This is a genomic window from Marinomonas hwangdonensis (genome assembly GCF_003721245.1).
Classification (GTDB): Bacteria; Pseudomonadota; Gammaproteobacteria; order Pseudomonadales; family Marinomonadaceae; genus Marinomonas; species Marinomonas hwangdonensis.
In genome coordinates this window covers 105,319-124,583 of the sequence record NZ_RIZG01000004.1, presented here as the reverse complement: position 1 = coordinate 124,583, position 19,265 = coordinate 105,319, and the positions used below count along the sequence as shown (strand labels likewise).

At 44.0% G+C, this 19,265-nt stretch carries 18 protein-coding genes; 2 read left to right on the top strand and 16 right to left on the bottom strand.

Going from position 1 to position 19,265, the window contains the following annotated elements; genetic code table 11:
* Positions 1 to 227: 227 nt before the first annotated feature.
* The 13 genes from aguB to EBI00_RS08455 all read right to left on the bottom strand — a co-directional run bounded on the left by aguB (position 228) and on the right by EBI00_RS08455 (position 13,183).
* Positions 228 to 1,106: an N-carbamoylputrescine amidase gene (gene aguB, locus EBI00_RS08515; RefSeq protein ID WP_123095510.1), complete on the bottom strand. Its 879-nt coding sequence runs from the start codon at positions 1,104 to 1,106 to the stop codon at positions 228 to 230.
* A 60-nt stretch (positions 1,107 to 1,166) separates the two neighbouring features.
* Positions 1,167 to 3,071 carry a biosynthetic arginine decarboxylase gene (gene speA / locus EBI00_RS08510; RefSeq protein ID WP_123095509.1) on the bottom strand — a complete coding sequence of 635 codons (1,905 nt, stop codon included), beginning with the start codon at positions 3,069 to 3,071 and terminating at the stop codon, positions 1,167 to 1,169.
* A 186-nt stretch (positions 3,072 to 3,257) separates the two neighbouring features.
* A complete protein-coding gene (lipB, locus tag EBI00_RS08505; RefSeq protein WP_123095508.1) occupies positions 3,258 to 3,902 on the bottom strand; it encodes a lipoyl(octanoyl) transferase LipB in 645 nt (214 codons plus the stop codon).
* Complete coding sequence (locus EBI00_RS08500; RefSeq protein ID WP_123095507.1) at positions 3,903 to 4,208, bottom strand: HP0495 family protein; 306 nt, start codon at positions 4,206 to 4,208, stop codon at positions 3,903 to 3,905.
* A gap of 25 nt (positions 4,209 to 4,233) precedes the next feature.
* Complete coding sequence (locus EBI00_RS08495; protein ID WP_123095506.1) at positions 4,234 to 5,382, bottom strand: D-alanyl-D-alanine carboxypeptidase family protein; 1,149 nt, start codon at positions 5,380 to 5,382, stop codon at positions 4,234 to 4,236.
* Positions 5,383 to 5,455: 73 nt separating this feature from the next.
* Positions 5,456 to 6,376, bottom strand: coding sequence for a septal ring lytic transglycosylase RlpA family protein (locus EBI00_RS08490; RefSeq protein WP_123095505.1), 921 nt, complete (start codon positions 6,374 to 6,376; stop codon positions 5,456 to 5,458).
* Positions 6,363 to 7,418 (bottom strand): lytic murein transglycosylase B, encoded by a 1,056-nt coding sequence (gene mltB, locus EBI00_RS08485; protein WP_123095504.1) that lies wholly within the window; start codon positions 7,416 to 7,418, stop codon positions 6,363 to 6,365. The genes EBI00_RS08490 and mltB overlap by 14 nt, the downstream gene beginning before the upstream one ends.
* Positions 7,418 to 8,539 carry a rod shape-determining protein RodA gene (gene rodA, locus EBI00_RS08480; protein WP_123095503.1) on the bottom strand — a complete coding sequence of 374 codons (1,122 nt, stop codon included), beginning with the start codon at positions 8,537 to 8,539 and terminating at the stop codon, positions 7,418 to 7,420. The genes mltB and rodA overlap by 1 nt, the downstream gene beginning before the upstream one ends.
* Positions 8,529 to 10,412 (bottom strand): penicillin-binding protein 2, encoded by a 1,884-nt coding sequence (mrdA, locus tag EBI00_RS08475; RefSeq protein WP_123095502.1) that lies wholly within the window; start codon positions 10,410 to 10,412, stop codon positions 8,529 to 8,531. The genes rodA and mrdA overlap by 11 nt, the downstream gene beginning before the upstream one ends.
* A 10-nt stretch (positions 10,413 to 10,422) precedes the next feature.
* Positions 10,423 to 10,890: a 23S rRNA (pseudouridine(1915)-N(3))-methyltransferase RlmH gene (rlmH, locus tag EBI00_RS08470; RefSeq protein WP_123095501.1), complete on the bottom strand. Its 468-nt coding sequence runs from the start codon at positions 10,888 to 10,890 to the stop codon at positions 10,423 to 10,425.
* A gap of 10 nt (positions 10,891 to 10,900) precedes the next feature.
* Positions 10,901 to 11,254, bottom strand: a complete 354-nt coding sequence (rsfS, locus tag EBI00_RS08465) for a ribosome silencing factor (RefSeq protein ID WP_123095500.1) — start codon at positions 11,252 to 11,254, stop codon at positions 10,901 to 10,903.
* Between the two features lie 14 nt (positions 11,255 to 11,268).
* The gene (gene nadD / locus EBI00_RS08460) at positions 11,269 to 11,934 is read right to left on the bottom strand and encodes a nicotinate-nucleotide adenylyltransferase (protein WP_241556989.1); all 666 of its coding nucleotides are present in this window, start codon (positions 11,932 to 11,934) and stop codon (positions 11,269 to 11,271) included.
* Positions 11,924 to 13,183 (bottom strand): glutamate-5-semialdehyde dehydrogenase, encoded by a 1,260-nt coding sequence (locus EBI00_RS08455; RefSeq protein WP_123095498.1) that lies wholly within the window; start codon positions 13,181 to 13,183, stop codon positions 11,924 to 11,926. Before EBI00_RS08455 ends, nadD begins: the two co-directional genes overlap by 11 nt.
* 127 nt (positions 13,184 to 13,310) lie before the next feature.
* Here EBI00_RS08455 and tsaA point away from each other — a divergent pair, with 127 nt between their 5' ends.
* The gene (gene tsaA / locus EBI00_RS08450; protein ID WP_123095497.1) at positions 13,311 to 14,039 is read left to right on the top strand and encodes a tRNA (N6-threonylcarbamoyladenosine(37)-N6)-methyltransferase TrmO; all 729 of its coding nucleotides are present in this window, start codon (positions 13,311 to 13,313) and stop codon (positions 14,037 to 14,039) included.
* Positions 14,036 to 14,284 (top strand): hypothetical protein, encoded by a 249-nt coding sequence (locus EBI00_RS08445; RefSeq protein ID WP_123095496.1) that lies wholly within the window; start codon positions 14,036 to 14,038, stop codon positions 14,282 to 14,284. The genes tsaA and EBI00_RS08445 overlap by 4 nt, the downstream gene beginning before the upstream one ends.
* A gap of 168 nt (positions 14,285 to 14,452) precedes the next feature.
* On the opposite strand, the gene rpsA is transcribed toward EBI00_RS08445, so the two are convergent.
* From rpsA to EBI00_RS08430, 3 genes are all read right to left on the bottom strand, one after another.
* On the bottom strand, positions 14,453 to 16,135 hold the full coding sequence (rpsA, locus tag EBI00_RS08440) for a 30S ribosomal protein S1 (protein ID WP_123095495.1): 1,683 nt from the start codon (positions 16,133 to 16,135) through the stop codon (positions 14,453 to 14,455).
* A 164-nt stretch (positions 16,136 to 16,299) separates the two neighbouring features.
* On the bottom strand, positions 16,300 to 16,983 hold the full coding sequence (gene cmk, locus EBI00_RS08435) for a (d)CMP kinase (RefSeq protein ID WP_123095494.1): 684 nt from the start codon (positions 16,981 to 16,983) through the stop codon (positions 16,300 to 16,302).
* Positions 16,984 to 17,001: 18 nt separating this feature from the next.
* Positions 17,002 to 19,224, bottom strand: a complete 2,223-nt coding sequence (locus tag EBI00_RS08430; RefSeq protein WP_123095493.1) for a bifunctional prephenate dehydrogenase/3-phosphoshikimate 1-carboxyvinyltransferase — start codon at positions 19,222 to 19,224, stop codon at positions 17,002 to 17,004.
* Between the last annotated feature and the right edge of the window lie 41 nt (positions 19,225 to 19,265).

Sequence of the window (19,265 nt, the reverse complement as noted above, 5' to 3'; positions counted from 1 at the left end):
CAGCAACCTCTGTATTTGATAATCTCGGCAGATTCGTTGGTCTGTGACTACAATTAAGGAGGATCAACGTGAAAAGGGAAAACGTTAAGCTGGAAAAATTAAGCAAAGTTGTTCTAGTTGATTGGTATTCTCCCCTTCTACCAATCACAGTGGAATAAAAATTATGCCCGCATTAAGCGGGCATTTTTTTCTTTTAAACATGGACTAAGCCAATGAAAAAGCCATCATCACTTTTCCCATGTGCTGCCCGCACCAGAAGTAATAGCGTGATACTGATCAGGACGGCGATCTCGGAACAAACCAAAAGAACGACGCGCCTTGCGAATAGCCTCTAAATCATACTCTGAGTATAAAATAGTGTTTTCGTCGCGATCCGCCACACATTTCATGGCGCCCATTTCATCCGTCATAAATGAGGAACCGTAAAACTGAATAAAGCTGTTTTCGCCTTCTTCACGACCAACACGGTTTGCTGCAATCACTGGCACCATATTCGCAGCAGAATGCCCTTGCATGGTTCTCTGCCAGTGATCTTTGGAATCCCATTCTGGGTAAGCAGGCTCGGAACCTATAGCCGTAGGATAGAAAATCAATTCTGCCCCTTTCAAAGCCAGCTCACGCGCCAACTCTGGAAACCACTGATCCCAGCAAATACCACAACCAATACGCCCAAAAGCGGTATCCCATACCTTTAACCCAGTGTTGCCAGGGGTAAAGTAATATTTTTCTTGGTAGCCTGGACCGTCTGGAATGTGCGTTTTACGGTATAAATCTAAAACGCTGCCGTCAGCATCAATCATCACCAGCGAATTATAAAACACATTACCATCACGTTCGAAGAAGCTGATAGGAAGAACCACACCTAACTCCTTCGCCAACTCGCTCATGGTACGAATGGCTAAGCAATCATTGACAGGTTGCGCCCAATCAAAATAGGCTGGCTTCTGATCAATACAAAAATACGGCCCCATAAACAATTCTTGCAACAAGATAATATTGGCTTGCTGGGCAGCCGCCTCACGCACTTGAGCCACGGCATTGTCTAAGTTTGCTTGGAAATCGGTTCCAACTGACATCTGCACACAGGCGACTTTTACTGTACTCATATATCACTCCAAAGTAATAAAACGACTGAACACTCGATTAACATTTGATAAAAAACAGCATTAAACTTGCGTCAGATACGTTGTTCCATCCAAGACCTTTTTATAGGTAGCCAACAGGGCTTCTTGCTCAGGTTGAGACAATGGGCTTACAGCAATTTTATTCTCATAACGTTTCATCAATTCGTGCTCGTTGTAACTGACGTACTTAAGCACATCCTGCACACTGTCGCCTTTCAACACATGATCGATTCTAAAACCATCGTCGGTCAAATAGACATCAACAGAGCAGGTATCACCAAACAAATTATGCAAGTCTCCCAAGGTCTCTTGGTACGCACCCACTAAGAAGAAGCCCATCAAGTAATCTTCGCCTTTCGGTGGTGGCGGTGGCAAAGGCAAAGAAGACTCAATACCTTGTCCATCTACGTAACTGTAGAGACAACCATCAGAGTCACAGGTAACGTCTTGAATCTTACCTCGAAAAGAAGGTGCTTGCTCCAAACCTTGAAGCGGCAAAACGGGGAACAACTGATCGATCCCCCACGCATCAGGCATAGATTGAAACACGGACAAATTGACAAACAATTTTTCGGCCAATCTTTCGTTCAGTTCATCAATAACAGGGCGGTGGCCACGGTTACGATTGTCCAATCTTGGTAAAAGGTTTCGACATGCGCCTAAGAACAAGTTTTCCGCTTGAGCACGTTGAGAAAGGTTCAATTGGCCATGATTATACAATGTTAGGCTGTCGTTAAAATCATCCAATAAGTCATGATATATCTCAACCAATGAGCGGCTGTCTTCATCGTTTTCCCCTTTCAAACTTTGATAAGAGGCCCACAACCTTTGCAATTCCAGTTCGCTATTCTCACTGGGCTCTTCAATGGGAAGCAGTTCAGCACCGTGAGAAAAAACGTCAGCAATCATCATGGCATGGTGCGCCGTCACGGCGCGTCCAGATTCCGAAATCAGATTTGGATGCGGTAACTCGTATTGCTCACAGACGTTATGAAACGCGAAAACGACGTTGTTAGCGTACTCGCCAATGCTGTAGTTTGCGGAAAAGTCATTTTGGCAACGGGTACCTTCGTAATCCACTCCCAGACCACCACCTACATCGACCCATTTGACCTTAACGCCCATTTGATGCAACTCAGCGTAATAACGTGCGCACTCTTTCAAACTTTTTTGAATGTCACGAATACGCGTGATTTGCGAACCTAAATGAAAATGAATCAATTCAAGGCAATGCAATAAATCCAATTCCTTCAGACGCTCAATTGCTCTTAATAATTGAGACGTCGTTAGACCAAACTTAGATTTTTCGCCCCCACTGTTACCCCAGTGCGTGGTACATGTTGACGCTAAACGAATACGAATACCAATTCGTGGTTGCACGCCAATCTTATCTGCTTCTTCGAGAATCCAGTCCAATTCGTGCATTTTTTCGACAACAATGAATACCTGATGACCCATCTTTTCCGCCATTAAGGCTAGATGGATAAACTCGCGATCTTTGTAGCCGTTACAGACAATGATGCCATCCGCATTTTTATGCATGGCAAGAACAGCCATTAACTCTGGCTTACTGCCGGCCTCTAAACCCACTTTTGACGGGTTATCTAGCTCACAGGCAGCAATTTCTTCCACAACACGACGCTGCTGGTTAACTTTAATCGGATAAACAATCGCGTATTCCGCTTGATATTCATAGTGTTCTATTGCTTGCTGAAAAGAATTCGTAATTTTTTCAATACGCGAATGCAAAATGTTTGGGAATCGAACCAAGCAAGGATAAGGAATACCCTGTTGTTTTAGAGCCGCCGACAACTCTGTTAAATCGATGCTATTCTCTCGGTCAGGCAAAGCAATAACACGGCCCTTGTCGTTAATAGAAAAAAAGCCGCTGCTCCAGTGACTTACGTTGTAAAGTTCCATGGAATCTTTAATTGACCAAGGCTTCATAGTGTCTCCAAAGTTTTGTGTCTAAAAAGAGGGGTACTGTTATCGAAATAAAAGCACCACTCTATGATACAAATACTGCATCACGTGCATTTTTTAGCAAAAAAAACGGTGCTAAAAAGACATCTTAGCTCCGCTTTAGTATTATTTGTGTTACCGATTACGTGAAACCGAGTATCACTCTTTTTCTTACCACCAATCTTTCTGAATCCTTGGGGCAGAATATCCAAGATAGCCCGCCAGCTTATTAGCGAGCTGCTCTTTAACCAAAAACATTTCTACCGAATGGTTAAGACGCTTCATGTCCACCATTTTAAGTCCCTGATAGCCACAAGGATTGATGCGATCAAAAGGAGACAAATCCATATCCACATTCAACGCGAGGCCATGAAATGAACAGCCTCTTCGTACACGAAGACCCAGGGAAGCAATTTTCTGCTCATCAACGTACACCCCAGGGGCATCGGGCTTAGCATAGGCCTCAATAGAATTTAGCTCTAATGTCGCTACTACGGAATTTTCTAACGCAGTAACTAGGTCACGAACACCTATCTTGAGTCGCTTTAAATCAACCATCACATAAGCCACTAATTGACCAGGTCCATGATAAGTAACCTGCCCGCCGCGATCAACCTGAATCACTGGGATGTCACCTGGTGCCAAAAGATGTTCTTGTTTACCTGCTTGACCTTGAGTAAACAGTGACGGGTGCTCAAGTAACCAGATTTCATCCGGATCGTCTTTGCCGCGTATTTGAGTAAAACTCTTCATTTTTTCCCATGTATCAGAGTAGTCAATCACTCCCAAATCACGGCAAATTAGCTCTAACGTCATTTATAAAACCATCTTAACCGCTTTAATCGCCATTAAATCCGCATGTAATGCGGATAACTGATCTTCGCTGTGAGCCAGAATGCGAAAGCTAAAACTCACGAAGCGCCCCTTACTGGAGCGGTTCGTACCTTCAGCGTTCACATCCATCTCAGGGGCGTGAACCTTCATACAATCAGTAATAGTAGAATGGATCCCGTCAACATCCAGTGACACCACTTTGATAACATAGTTATCACATGGAAACTCTATTTTAGGTGCTCCCACTGCGTTTTCAGTTTGATCACCGTCTTTTGTAATTAGTGCCATTAAACTATCGCTCACTCACAAGAATCTAAAATAAGTTCATAAAGAAAAGCTTGATTCTATCAAACATGCGCTTGAAAAAACCACCTGCCTCTACCGCCTCTAAAGCCACCACAGAACGTTCCAGAACAATGTTACCCTCAGAGCCAACAACAATAGATCCCAGTACATCACCCACAGCAATAGGTGCAACGAGCTCTTTTTGCATTTCTAAAGTCGCTGGCAATGTTTGGCCTTGTTGACGCGGCATAGTGACCAGAACGTCTTCATCAAAGCCTACTTTAACACTAGATTGCTTTCCACCCCATACACGAGCGTTATTAACTACTTGACCACGACTATAGAGCTTGCGAGTCTCATAATATCGAAAACCGAAATCCATAAGCTTCTGCGCTTCAGCGGTTCTCGCTTCGTCTGATTTTGTGCCCATAACAACGGCAATCATTCGCGTACCGTTTCTTACAGCTGAAACTGCTAAGCAATAGCCAGCTGCTTCAGTATGACCTGTTTTCAAGCCATCTACTGTTTTATCACGCCATAGCAAACGATTTCGATTGGGCTGACGAATGTCGTTATAGGTAAATTCTTTTTCTGCGTACATTTTGTAGTTTTCAGGAAACTGTAAAATAGTTGCACGAGAAATTAGTGCCATGTCATAAGCGGTGGAATAATGATTTTCTGCGGGAAATCCAGAAGCGTTTACGAAATTCGTGTTATTCATCCCTAATAACTTAGCATGCTGATTCATCAGATCGGCAAACGCTGATTCACTACCAGCAATATATTCTGCAGCAGCAACACTCGCATCATTACCAGACTGAATGATGATTCCTCGCAGTAGATTTTCTATGGATACTTGCGTCCCTTCACGAATAAACATTCGTGAACCTCCCATGCGCCAAGCTTTTTCACTTACCGTGACCATGTCCTCAAAAGCCAAATTACCTCTCGCCAGCTCGTATTCAACAATATAAGCCGTCATGAGCTTTGTTAAGCTCGCGGGTTCCACGATCATATTTGAATTGTGTTCAACCAGAACATCACCGGTGTAAGCGTCCATCAAGATATAGCTGCTAGCTGATAACTGCGGCGGCGCCGGAATAAGATTTGGCGATGCAAAAACGGAGCTGATAGACAAACTCAGCATAAAGGTGAGCGTTTTCAGAAGTGTCTTCATAGTAAAAATTTCATCTTCTTAGGTTATTAAAAATAATACTAGAGAGTCAGTGACATTCTAGCTTGGAAAAATATCAAGGTATCAATGCCACTCTCACAGGGCTACCAAAACCAGCTTGCTGTAACTCTTGTTGCCATTGAGATAGGCTAGCATCACCATCGAAAGGTCCAAGTAAGACCCTATACAAGCCATCACTTTGTTTGTTAACTGACACGTTTACACGTGTATCAAACGCTTCAAATAAACGACGCTTCAAGTCATTCGCTGGCACATCTGTACTGAAAGCTCCCACTTGAAGGTGAGAAAAAATCAATGTAGCCTTTGTAGATGGCGTTGCTGTATTACTGGTGGTTGAGACCGATTTATTCGACGAACTCGCTACCTTAACATCCGTTACAGAAGGAGAACTTCCCCCTTTAACTGGTGTGATCGCTTCGACTTTTACACGCGCCAATCCTTTCTTGTGATACCCCAATCGAGCCGCCGCCGCATAGGACAGATCAATTAAGCGATCGCCATGAAATGGCCCGCGATCATTTACCCGAACTACAATAGAACGTTGATTATCTAAATTCGTTACTTTAACAAAACTCGGCAAGGGTAAGGATTTATGAGCAGCGGAAAACGCATACATATCATATATTTCCCCATTTGACGTCTTATGACCATGAAACTTATTGCCATACCAAGACGCCGTACCTTCAGCAACATACCCTTCAGCGGAATCCATTACCCAATACTTTTCCCCCCAAACTTCGTAAGGACTTTTATTGCCACCACGACTTTTCGGTTCCCATTGAGGAACGATGTCTGGGAGGTGATCAACGTTTATATCTCCCGTTGGGGCATGATCTTGCAATATCGAATAACGCCCACCACCTGACGCCTTGTCATAGTCAATTTTGCGTTCACCTAACACGTGTTCTGTACTCATACATCCGTTCAAAACCAGCAAACTGACGCTGGATAAAAACAGCATGTTAATGGCTTTCATAGCGTCCTATACTCTCAGCAAGTTCTAATACCGACATGGCATATCGCCTACTAGGGTTATAATCCATGATGGTAAAAAAGTTTTCATAAGCCAGCCAGTACGACATGTCGTCTGGCCCTGTTCTTAAACCGATTAGACCGGTTTTTTGTGGGATAAAAGACTGCGTTGGCAAAACGTTCAGCGATGACCAAGTGGCAAAATCTTTGTTTGGCTTTCTACCACGGTTTACAAACTCTTCGACGTCGCTTGGGTTGGCAACCTGCGCTGTGACAAACCAAGGTTGCCCTGGTTGCCAGCCATGATGCCTAAGGTAATTTGCCACGCTCCCAATTGCGTCCGCATCTGATTTCCATAAATCTATGAGACCATTTTTGTCATAATCTATTGCCAGTGCGCGATAATTACTGGGCATAAACTGCACCATCCCCATCGCACCACTGTATGACCCTTTTGTGCCACCAATGTTCCAATCATTTTCACGAGAAAGTAACAAATACGCTTCCAATTCACTTTGAAAATACGTTTTGCGACGCGGATAATCAAAAGCCAACGTTGTCAAAGACGTAAACACATCTCTTGAACCTGTTATTCTGCCGTAATAGGTTTCTACACCAATAAGCGCGACAATAATATTAGGCTCAACACCAAAATCCTGTTCAGCTTTACGCAACCAATATTGATTACGTACTGCAAATTCTTGACCCATTTTCGTTCTATCTTCATTTACAAAACGCGTTTTGTATTCAAAATACGGTATCAAAACCTCTGGTTGATTGTCAGATTTTTCAATAACGTTAGGTCGCTGCTTAATGTTAGAAAATGCTATCTCTAAACGCTCTCTATCAAAGCCATACCCTTTCACCAACCGATCAATAAAAAGCTGTACTTCTGGGTTTCCAGCATAAGAATCCGCCCATTGCTCTGGCTTATCTTCAAGAAGTAAAGGACTAACACCTGTCCCCAAGGCTTGTGCAGACTGATCTACACCGCTACAGGCCGCTAGACTAAGGGCTAATAATAAACATGCAGTCTGTTTAATCATCACCTTGCTCTCTTATGTGTTTGTATTGACATCAAAATCCCAAATGTAGCCATTATGGTAATTATCGATGTTCCACCATAACTCACCAAAGGCAAGGGTACCCCAACAACAGGCAAAATACCTGAAACCATGCCAATATTTACAAACATGTACACAAAAAATGTAAGGGTTAAACTGCCGGCCAAAAGCCGAGCATAATTGTCTTCTGCATTGGCAGCGATGAATAAACCACGAGCGATAACCAAAAAATACGCCAGTAATAATGCTGCGCAACCCAATAAGCCAAATTCTTCCGCTAAAACAGCAATAATAAAGTCTGTGTGACTTTCTGGTAAGAAATCCAACTGAGCTTGAGTACCTTCTAGCCAGCCTTTTCCATCGATACCCCCTGACCCAATCGCGGTCTTAGACTGAATAATATTCCAGCCGGAACCAAGAGGATCGCTTTCAGGATTTAAGAACGTCAGCACTCTTTGGCGCTGGTAACCATGCATGAATTGCCATAAAACATAACCACCAATTGGTGCCAGAGCAGCCGCACCTATGATGTAACGCCAGCCTAATCCAGCAAGAAATAGAACAAACAAACCTGACACTGCGACAATTAAAGAAGTGCCCAAATCTGGCTGCTTTGCAATCATCAACACAGGAATAAAAATTAAAGCAATTACGACAAGGATCTGCTTAAAACTTGGGGGCAGCTGTCGATCAGAAAAGTACCAAGCAATCATCATTGGCATGACTATTTTCATAAACTCAGAAGGCTGAAAACGCAAACCTCCTGGCAAAGCTAACCACCGCTGAGCACCTTTTGCCCCCACTCCGAATAGCAATACGCCAATTAATAACAAGGCTAGAAAGACAAACAAGAGCGGTGAAGCGCGTCTTAAATATTTCGGTTGTAACTGCGCTAGAGCTAAACACACCCCCAAACCAAGCGTCAGTCGGAATATTTGCCGCTCTACCATGTCAATATTTTGCCCTGACGCGGAATACAGAATAAAAAGGCCACCCGTGACCAAAATCATCAAAGCACTTACAAGCAATACGTCAACGTGCACAAGCTGCCACAAACGAGCATTTGTAAAGGCAATGACTCTTTTATAAAGACTATCTTTCATGATTACTTCCTTTCAGATAGTCATAGCGCGTCGGAAAATCATCATATAAGTAGGCATCAAAGAGGAGTTTGGCTAAATCAGCAGGTTTACCACTGCTGCCGCCGTTTTCAAAAATCGAAAACACCGCAATTTTTGGTGCCTCAGCGGGAGCAAAGCCCATAAACAAAGCATGGTCATGTAAGCGTTTTTCCAGGGCTTCAGCGTCATACTCCTCGTCTTCTCTCAAACTGAAAACCTGCCCCGTACCTGTCTTACCCGCAATACTGTATTCGGTTCCCTGCAAACGGCGTGCAGTCCCTTTATCGTCGGTAATAACTTTACGCATGGCAACCACCATCCTTTCCCAATGACCTTGGTTTTTAAGCGTAATTTTGTGTAATTGACCCACTTTATCATCAAATTCGATAGGCTCATCACCTACCTTGTCCACCAACCTAGGATAATGATACTCACCTCGATTGGCTATTATTGCGGTAGCAGAAGCCATCTGTATCGGCGTAGCCACCATAAAGCCTTGACCAATACCAACGTTCACAGAGTCTCCTGGATACCAAGATTCATTGTATTTGGCTCTTTTCCATTCACTGGATGGCAATAAGCCACTGCTACTGCCATACATATCAAGCAATCTTGATTCTCCAAAACCGAAGCGAGATAAAAAGTTATGTATCGGAGTAATCCCCATTTTATGAGCTAGCTGATAATAATAAGTATCAACAGATTCAATAACAGAGCGCTCCAAGTCAACCCAACCATGACCAGTTCTCTTCCAATCACGATAACGACGGCCACCTGGGTTAATTTGATAAAAACCACTAGCAAAATAACGCTCTGTCCACGAAGAGAAACCATATTCGAGACCCGCTAACGCCATAAAAGGTTTTATAGTTGAAGCTGGTGGGTAACCACCTCTTACTGCCCGGTTAAACAAAGGAAGCGAATTTGATTCACGTAATACAGAATAATTACCATAAGAAATGCCTTGTACGAACATGTTGGGATCAAAACTTGGCTTAGAGACAAGCGCCAACACACCACCAGTTTTCGGATCGATGGCAACCACAGCCCCTTTATAATCCCCCAAAAGATCGTGAGCATATTGTTGCAACCTAGCATCAAGATGTAAGTGCAGATCTTTACCTGGCGTTGGATTCTGTCGCTCTAATTCGGACATAATACGACCGCGAGCGTTAACTTCTACTTTACTGAGGCCCGGCTGACCAAAAAGAGTGTCTTCATAAAAGTCCTCAATACCTGTTTTACCGATAAACAAGGCTCCCTGATAAACCAGCCGGTCCACTTTCTGTAAATCGTTTGCTGTGATGCGGCCAACGTAGCCAACAGCATGGGCAAACGCCTCGCCAAAAGGATAATAGCGCGTCAGTTGCGCTTCGACCTGCACACCATGTAATCGATAAAGGTCAACAGAGATTTTAGCCCACTCCTCATCAGTCAGTTGTGACTTAAGGGTGATAGACTGATAAGGACGCCGATATTCGGATAACCGGTTATTAAAGTCATCCCATTCGCTGTCAGTAATATCAATGGTGGCGGAGAGGGTTTCTCTTAGTGTTTTGATGTCTTCAACGCGTTCTGGGATCACGGTTAAGCTGTGAATGGGCCTATTATCCGCTAATACTAGTCCATTACGGTCGTATATAAGCCCTCTTGGCGGCGGCTCTGTGATCAGCATGACTCGATTATCATCGGCCTTGGTTTGATAAATCTCATGCTGTACAACTTGCAAATAAAACAATCTTGCTAGAAGTACGGCCATCATAATCAACACAAAAATAGCAGACGCAATAACGCGATTTTGCGTTAGCCGTTGCTCTTGGCGGTAATTGCGAAAATTCTGATGCCGACGACTCACCTACTTCACCTTATCGATGGTATGGGTGATTATTCATTAAAGTCCAAGCTCGGTAGATTTGCTCAGCCAATAATATTCTTACCATGGGATGAGGCAGCGTAAGACGAGACAAAGACCAAACTTGATCAGCACGAGCCGTGCACCTAGGATCAAGACCATCAGGACCACCCACCAGTAAGCTAACGTTGTAACCATCCATGCGCCATTGCTCTGTTTGGTCCGCCAGTTGATCGGTGGACCATTCCTTACCCAGCACTTCCATAGCGATGACCTTGTCAGAAGAAGGGATTGCCTCAAGCATTAAGTCGCCTTCTTTTCGTATCGCCTTTGCAATGTCAGTATTTTTCCCACGAGGTGACATTGGAATTTCAAGAAGTTCCAATGCAAAGTCTTTAGGCAAACGTTTCGCGTACTCATCGTAACCTTCGACCACCCACTTGGGCATTTTATGACCAACCGCAATTAAACGAATACGCATCAAGATATCCTTAGATCGTTTCTGGCTTAATATCCCACAATTTCTCGAGATCATAGAAGGCGCGCGCTTCATCTGTCATCACATGAACAACAACATCATGCAAATCGACCAGCACCCAGTCACTGCCCATACCACGACCTTCTGAGCCAAGCGGCTGAAGACCTTGTGTTTTCAAATGTTCAAAGACATTTTGTCCTAGCGCATTTACATGACGCTTGGAAGTTCCTGTACAAATTACCATGTAATCCATCATGTCAGTGTGGTTCGTGACATTTAGTACGGTTATTTTATCGCCTTTCACATCTTCCAATGCTTCAACAGCAAAAGCTAAAATTTGATCTGCTGTGAGGTTAAGCTGACTCATATAATTACGTTACCCTATCGATATAATTGATGTTGTTCTATGTAGTGTTGGACCGGCTCTGGTAGCAGATAAGCAATGGCTTCGTTTTTACGCGCCAGCGCTCTAATCATGCTAGAGGATATCCCCAAAGGGGTGAGAGTCTCAAACCAGACCCGCCCTGAGGGCGCGCATTGTAACTCATGCGGCGATCCGGCACGATAGTTTTCGCAAAAAGCGCTTAATTCAGAAATCAAGTCCGGCTCCCAGCCAGGGCGGGACACAACCAATAAATGTGCATACTGAATTAATGCCTGCCAATCATGCCAAGTAGGTAAAGACAAAAAACTGTCCATTCCAAGTACCATAATGAGTGGCTCACTGACACCAATCTCGGAACGAATATCTCGTAAGGTATCAATACTGTAGCTTGGCCCCTCGCGTTGTATTTCCCGGGTATCAACACCCAACCTAACATCACTAGAGATCGCCAAACGCGTCATTTCAAGTCGTTGCTCAGGCGTCACACTAGGGCGACCTTTGTGAACCGGCTGAAAACAAGGCACCAGCTTGAGAGACGAATAATGAAAACGATCCAATATCTCGACTGCGGTTCTTAAATGGCCATTATGAACAGGGTCAAACGTCCCTCCCATGATGGCCGTTCCTGATACCTGAGCATCGTTGTTGATATTAGTTGTCACGAGTATGACCATCTCCAAGTACAATGTACTTCTGACTTGTCAAACCTAATAAACCAACAGGACCACGGGCATGAATTTTATCAGTAGAAATACCAATCTCCGCCCCAAACCCATACTCGAAACCATCCGCAAACGATGTCGACGCATTTACCATCACAGAAGATGAATCTACCTCCGTCATAAAAGCCCGCGTTTTTGAATAGTTTTGTGAAACTATCGCATCCGTATGGTGAGAGCCATATTGATTTATGTGAGCAATGGCCTGATCCATATCATCGACTATCTTCACCGACAACTTGGGCGCTAGGTATTCGGTATACCAATCTTCTTCTGTGGCAATACCAATGGATGATGAAATAGCTTGAGACGATTCACACCCCACCAACTCAACACCTTTATCAACAAACGCTGTGACTAACTTCGGCAGAAAATCGACGGCAACAGCATGATGGACCAATAACGACTCCATAGCATTACACACACCATAACGACGAGTTTTTGCATTCAATGCAATGGAAAAGGCTTTATTCAGATCCGCTTCATCATCTACATATACATGGCAATTGCCATCAAGATGCTTGATCACTGGAACACGAGCGTCTTTACTAATACGCTCAATCAACCCCTTGCCACCACGAGGCACAATCACATCAACAAATTCAGGCATAGAAATCAAAAGCCCTACAGCGCCTCTGTCTGTCGTATTTAGCACTTGAACGGCATTTTCTGGTAAGCCTGACGCAGCCAACCCTTCTCGCACTGCGGTAGATATGGCTTGATTAGAATAAAACGCCTCTGAGCCACCTCGTAAAATAGTCGCGTTGCCAGACTTTAGACATAGACTCGCCGCATCTATCGTTACATTTGGACGAGACTCATAAATAATACCAATCACACCAAGTGGGACGCGCATTTGCCCACGCTGGATGCCAGACGGTAGACATACCATGTTGGAGATCTCACCAATTGGATCAGGTAAAGAGGCGACCTGTTTTAAGCCTTCAATCATGCCATCAATACGCTTATCATCTAAAAGCAACCTATCCAGAAGCGCAGAGTCTAAACCCTTGATGCGACCGTTTTCCATATCTTTAGCATTTTCTTCTATCAATCGAGGTCGAGCGTTTTCCAAAGCGTCTGCCATTGCAAAAAGTGCTGTGTTTTTTTGCTTGGTGGATGCCTTAGCAAGTATGCGCGAAGCATCGCGAGCTTGCTGACCGATTTGATTCATATAAGATTCTAAAGACATGTTTAATCTCTACTTTAAAAGTGAAATAGCTCAGCTAGGCATTATACATGCCTGCTATGCACCGACGTAAAAGAGTATACTAACATACTATTTATTTTCTTTTTGTGCCGTTTTATAAGGTTTTATTGTGTCTTCTGACTCTACTTTTACATTGCAAACCATAGGCATTATTCATTCATGCTACACAGAAAAATTTGGTATTCCGAGGCAACCTGGACTCGTAACAGAAGCGGTCGCTCGACTAGAACTGACTTCACCCTACAATAGGCTGGATACACTAGATGGGTTAGAGGGTTTTTCACATATTTGGATCCAATTTATTTTTCATGCTTGTCTTAGTGAAAACTGGAAAGCCAAAGTACGACCGCCACGTTTAGGAGGAAAGGTGAAAATGGGGGTATTTGCCACCAGAAGCACGCACAGACCCAATCCGATTGGCTTGTCTGTCGTCAAAATAGGACGAATTTACGAGGAAGACAAAAAGGTCTTTATCGACTTACATGGCGCCGACTTACTAGATGGCACCCCCGTACTCGATATCAAACCGTATCTCCCGTATTCGGATTGCGTTGAAAATGCCACTGGAGGCTTTGCCCCAGAAGCGGCTCAAACAAAACAAGTTCACTTCTCTGAACTCGCCCTATCAAAATGCCAGCACTATGAAAACTTGCACAATCGGGAGATAGGCACTTTAATTAAACAAATTGTCGAGCAGGACCCTCGCCCTTCTTATCTCACTCATCAAACCGGCAAAGTGCATGGAATCACACTTTGGAACCTAAACATCAAATGGTGCGCAAGAATTGATCACCTTGAGATTTTAGATATTGAGTCTTTGCGGGACAAATCAACATGAATAAAAATCAGTTTCTAAAAACGTATAAAAAAATAGACTCGTTAAACGAAAAACCAAGAAATACGTCCGAAACAAAACCTCTTTATCGGTCTGAGTACGATGAACGACTGATAAAAGACCTTCATTATGCGAAATTCAAAAAAAATCTACAATTTACTCAACAGAACCCCTCTTTAAAAGCACTGCTTGAGAAAGAAGATTGGAGTGATGAAGACACCCAAGAGCTACTCAAAAACCTACGCTAGCATCCAAAAAAACATCTGCAAGAAAGTTGAAAAATCTATATACCCATGGTTATCCACATGTTTTGTGTATAGTTTTTTTGTCAATGAATACGCAAAAATTAGCAAAAAAAAGCGGACCTAGGTCCGCTTTTAATTCATTCTCAAAAAACCAAAAGTTAAACTAAAAACTTAGTTTTGGTTTTCTAGCTGAGCTTTGATCAAATCACCGATAGTGGTAGGACCTGTCGCTTCAGCTTGCTGCTTCTCAGAATGAGATTTGATAGCTGCTTTTTCTTCAGTTGCGTCTTTCTGCTTGATAGAGATAGCAATAGTACGAGCTTTACGATCAACATTAATGATCGCTGCTTCTACTTTATCACCTTCTTTCAATGCAGTAGTGGCATCTTCAACGCGCTCACGGCTGATTTCAGATACTTTCAACGTTGCTTCAACGCCTTCAGAAAGAATCACAATCGCACCTTTTGCATCAACAGAAGATACAGTACCGTTTACAACTGCACCTTTGTCATTTTCAGCAACATAAGCAAGGAATGGGTCTTCTTCAAGCTGTTTAACGCCCAAAGAAATACGCTCACGCTCAGCATCAATAGACAAAACAACGGTTTCTAGCATGTCGCCTTTCTTGTACTGACGAACCGCTTCTTCACCAGCTTCATCCCAAGATAGGTCAGAAAGGTGAACAAGACCGTCAATACCGCCGTCAAGACCAATGAACACACCAAAGTCAGTGATAGACTTGATTGCGCCAGAGATTTTGTCGCCTTTATTGAAAGAAGTTGCGAATTCTTCCCATGGGTTCATTGTGCACTGCTTGATACCCAAAGAAATACGACGACGCTCTTCATCAATGTCAAGAACCATAACTTCAACTTCATCACCAATCTGAACAACTTTAGATGGGTGAATGTTTTTGTTAGTCCAATCCATTTCAGAAACGTGCACTAGACCTTCAACGCCTTCTTCAAGTTCAGCGAAGCAGCCGTAATCAGTCAAGTTAGTCACTTTAGCCGTTACTTTTGTATTTTCTGGGTAACGGGCTTTGATTGCTACCCATGGATCTTCACCCAACTGCTTAAGACCTAGAGACACGCGGTTACGCTCGCGGTCAAACTTAAGTACTTTAACATCGATTTCATCGCCAACAGCAATGATTTCACTTGGGTGCTTGATGCGTTTCCAAGCCATGTCAGTGATGTGTAGAAGACCATCAACACCACCAAGATCAACGAAAGCACCGTAGTCAGTAAGGTTCTTAACGATACCTTTAACTTCTTGACCTTCTTCAAGAGAAGCAAGCAATGTTTCGCGTTCAGCGCTGTTAGTCGCTTCCATAACGGCACGACGAGATACAACAACGTTGTTACGTTTTTGATCAAGCTTGATAAGTTTGAACTCTAGATCAACACCTTCCAAATGAGATGTGTCGCGGATTGGGCGAACATCTACCAAAGAACCAGGCAAGAAGGCACGGATATTCGCGATATCAACTGTGAAGCCACCTTTGACTTTACCATTGATAACACCGTGAACGATGGCATTTTCTTCGTATGCTTTTTCAAGAACAGACCAAGTTTCTGCACGTTTCGCTTTTTCACGAGACAATTTAGTCTCACCGAAACCATCTTCAACAGCATCAAGAGCAACTTTAACTTCGTCACCGATTTTAACGTTGAACTCACCACTATCCGTTAGGAACTGAGAACGAGGAATTACGCCTTCAGATTTAAGACCTGCATGAACAGTTACCCATTCGCTGTCGATATCAACAACAATACCAGTAACAATTGAGCCTGGCGCCATTTCGACGGTTAACAGGCTTTCTTCAAACAGTTCTGCGAAGCTTTGAGTCATTGTATTTCCTATATAATCGGTTTGGAGAACCAAACCTTTATCCACATCGCCAGCCAATGTGGGTCAATTTTTTTGGATGATGCGATAAAGGCTTGCTGGCACCCTTACCGACTTGAATAACATTTGATCTATTGTAGCACATTTACAACACAGTAAAGAACAGATTATACAAGACCTGCTTTCACTGTTTCAGCAAAAATCATCTCGACAACCTGCTCAATGGTTAAATCTGTACTGTCAATCACTAAAGCGCCCGCTGCAGGCACAAGAGGAGCAATTTCTCTATTAGCATCTCGCTCATCTCGCTCTTTAATTGTCTCTACAAGTTCATCAAGATTAACAGTTTCGCCTTTTTCCTGCAATTGCATTAAACGTCGCTGGGCGCGCTCTTCCGCAGAAGCCGTCAAAAACACTTTAATAGGGGCAGAAGGGAAAACTACCGTCCCCATATCTCGTCCGTCAGCCACCAGTCCCGGCGCTTGTGAAAATGCGCGCTGGCGAGATAACAACCCATCGCGAACCTCAGGAATAGCCGCCAACTTAGAGGCGTTATTGCCTATTTCTTCTGTTCGGATAGCTTGCGTTACAACCTCACCCTCTAAAATAATTTCAACGTGTCCATCAACAGACTGCTTAAACTGAATATCCAGATGCTCTGCTAACACTTTTAACGTTTCAACATCGTCCGTCGACATACCATGGTGCGATACAGCAAGAGCAAGAAGTCGATACAAGGCCCCACTATCCAGTATGTGCCACCCCAATTTTTCTGCCACCAATTGACTGACCGTACCTTTTCCAGCGCCACTCGGACCATCAATCGCAATAACAGGGCCTTGGTTTATCATAACTATTCCTCTTAAAAACTATTTTGTTACCTGGCAATGAAAACCTAATTGCCTAGTCACACTTTCTAACTCATTAAATTCTTCTAATAATTTCTGACAATCATTAACCTTAACCACCTGCTGACTTCGAGCACCAATCGCCAATAACGCGAGTGCAAGCTTATCATCGCCAGCACAATCCAACTCACCGCCAACAGGAACACTGCCAGCAATAACCAGTTCACCATTCTCCATTCGACAGGCAACCCCCATCTGCTTTAGAGCATCCGCTAGAGCCAGCACTCTGTCCTCATATTGATAGGGCAAAGTGTTGATACCTTGTAAACGACTTTCACCTTTTGCGTAAGCCGCAGCAACGCACAACAGAGGCAGCTCATCACGGAACTGATAGCTTTGCTCGTTTGTCAGCGAAAACGCCTTTAACTCAGCAAAGCAAGCCTGTACATTCCCCTCGTATAGACCACGTTCACTTTTACTTGGAAGGGCAACCTCCGCGCCAATAGACTGCAGAAATGACAGCAGAGCATAGGCATCTGAATCCAAACCGGCGTTGCAAATCACTAACTCAGAACCCGGCAACAAGGTTGCCAGCAGCACCAACCAGATTGTTTCATGCTCATCCCCAGATAAAATAATATCTGAGCCAACTAATGGGGATGAGGGTAACTCAAAACCTTCACTGTCGCCCTTCACATCTAAGCGAAAGTGTCGCAGCAGCACTTCACAGTGAGACAAGGTTTGACCGTCAAGCTTAATCTTACTAACCTGAGGAGAATACAAAGCCGCCAAGAACGCCGCCATACGCAATCGCTCAGAGCCGGACCGCATTTCAAAACTCAAATTTGTCGGTGACTTAGGGCGTAAAGTCGCGGGCAAACAATCTTCAACCTCGGACACAATCTCCCCCCCCATTTTGCGGACCAAAGAAAACAGATCGCTCATGGGCCTTTGTTGCAAAACGTCATCGGCTGTTATCGACACAGAAAAAGTTTGCCCCGCTAACACCGGTAATAACAAGTACAAACTCTCTCTTGACTGATGCACGTTGATGGGCGCAATAGGTGCTTTTAAACCACGACGACCAACACCATGAACGCGCAACTGATCAGCAGCAACCTCTTCAATAACAACACCCATATCACGAAAAGCTTGTGTCGTAATGCGCACGTCCCCCGTCAAATCAATGTTCCTTATCTCACTAACACCGTCTGACAGCGCCGCAATAGTAATCGCTTTATGTGACAAAGACTTGTCACCTAACAAAGAAACTTCACCTTTTATAACAGAAGCGGGCAATACAGAAACAGACACTGGTCGAACCTCTTTCTGCCCCCCCTTTGTGCGCTGTTCTAACAGACGTAAAAAGTGATCCCGAGCAGATTTCGCCCTCGTAAAGACACCAAACATACTCGCCCCATCGCCTTGCTCTATCGCTGTGCGCATGTCGGCTAAACGCTCGGTAAAATGATCCAGTGTCGATAAAGTCGCTTCTTTATTGGCAAGAAATACGTCTCGCCACATGACCGGATCACTCGATGCAATCCGTGTAAAGTCACGAAAGCCACCGGCGGCAAATCGGAAAATATCTTGGCTTCGGTCGCCATTCGCCAGTGCGTCAACAAGCGTATACGCAAGCAAATGCGGCAAATGACTGGAGGAAGCAAGCACATGATCGTGATGTTCAACATCCATACTCACCACATCGGCACCCACTGCATGCCATAAACGATGCAATCGATCAAGCAAGACAGGACTGCTGTCAGGCAGTGGCGTCACAATCGCCATGTGCTTTTCAAACAATTTTGAATTAGACGCTAAAACACCACTTTTCTCTGCACCAGCGATTGGATGCCCTGGTATAAAATGGGTCGGCATATAACCAAAAACACGCTGTGCGGCAGTAACCACACTACCTTTTGTCGAGCCCACATCCGTAATGAGTGTGTGACTTGAAAGCAAAGGTTTAAGATCATGCAAAACCGATTCCATCGCTCTCACCGGCGTCGCCAACACGATCACGTCCATCTTTGACACACAGTCAAACGTCAATTCACCATGAAAATCAATAACACCGGTAGACACCCCTAGCGTTAATTCACTCTCTCTTCTATCGACGCCATACAAGGTCGCCAGACCGCGCTCTTTTAACGCCTTGGCAAAGGAGCCACCAATCATGCCAAGACCAATAATCATGACATTGCCAAACTTCTTCTTTCCTGGAGGTGTCAAATCATCAGACATCTAAAAACCATCTCTCACTTATCAAGACACTATCACGTCAG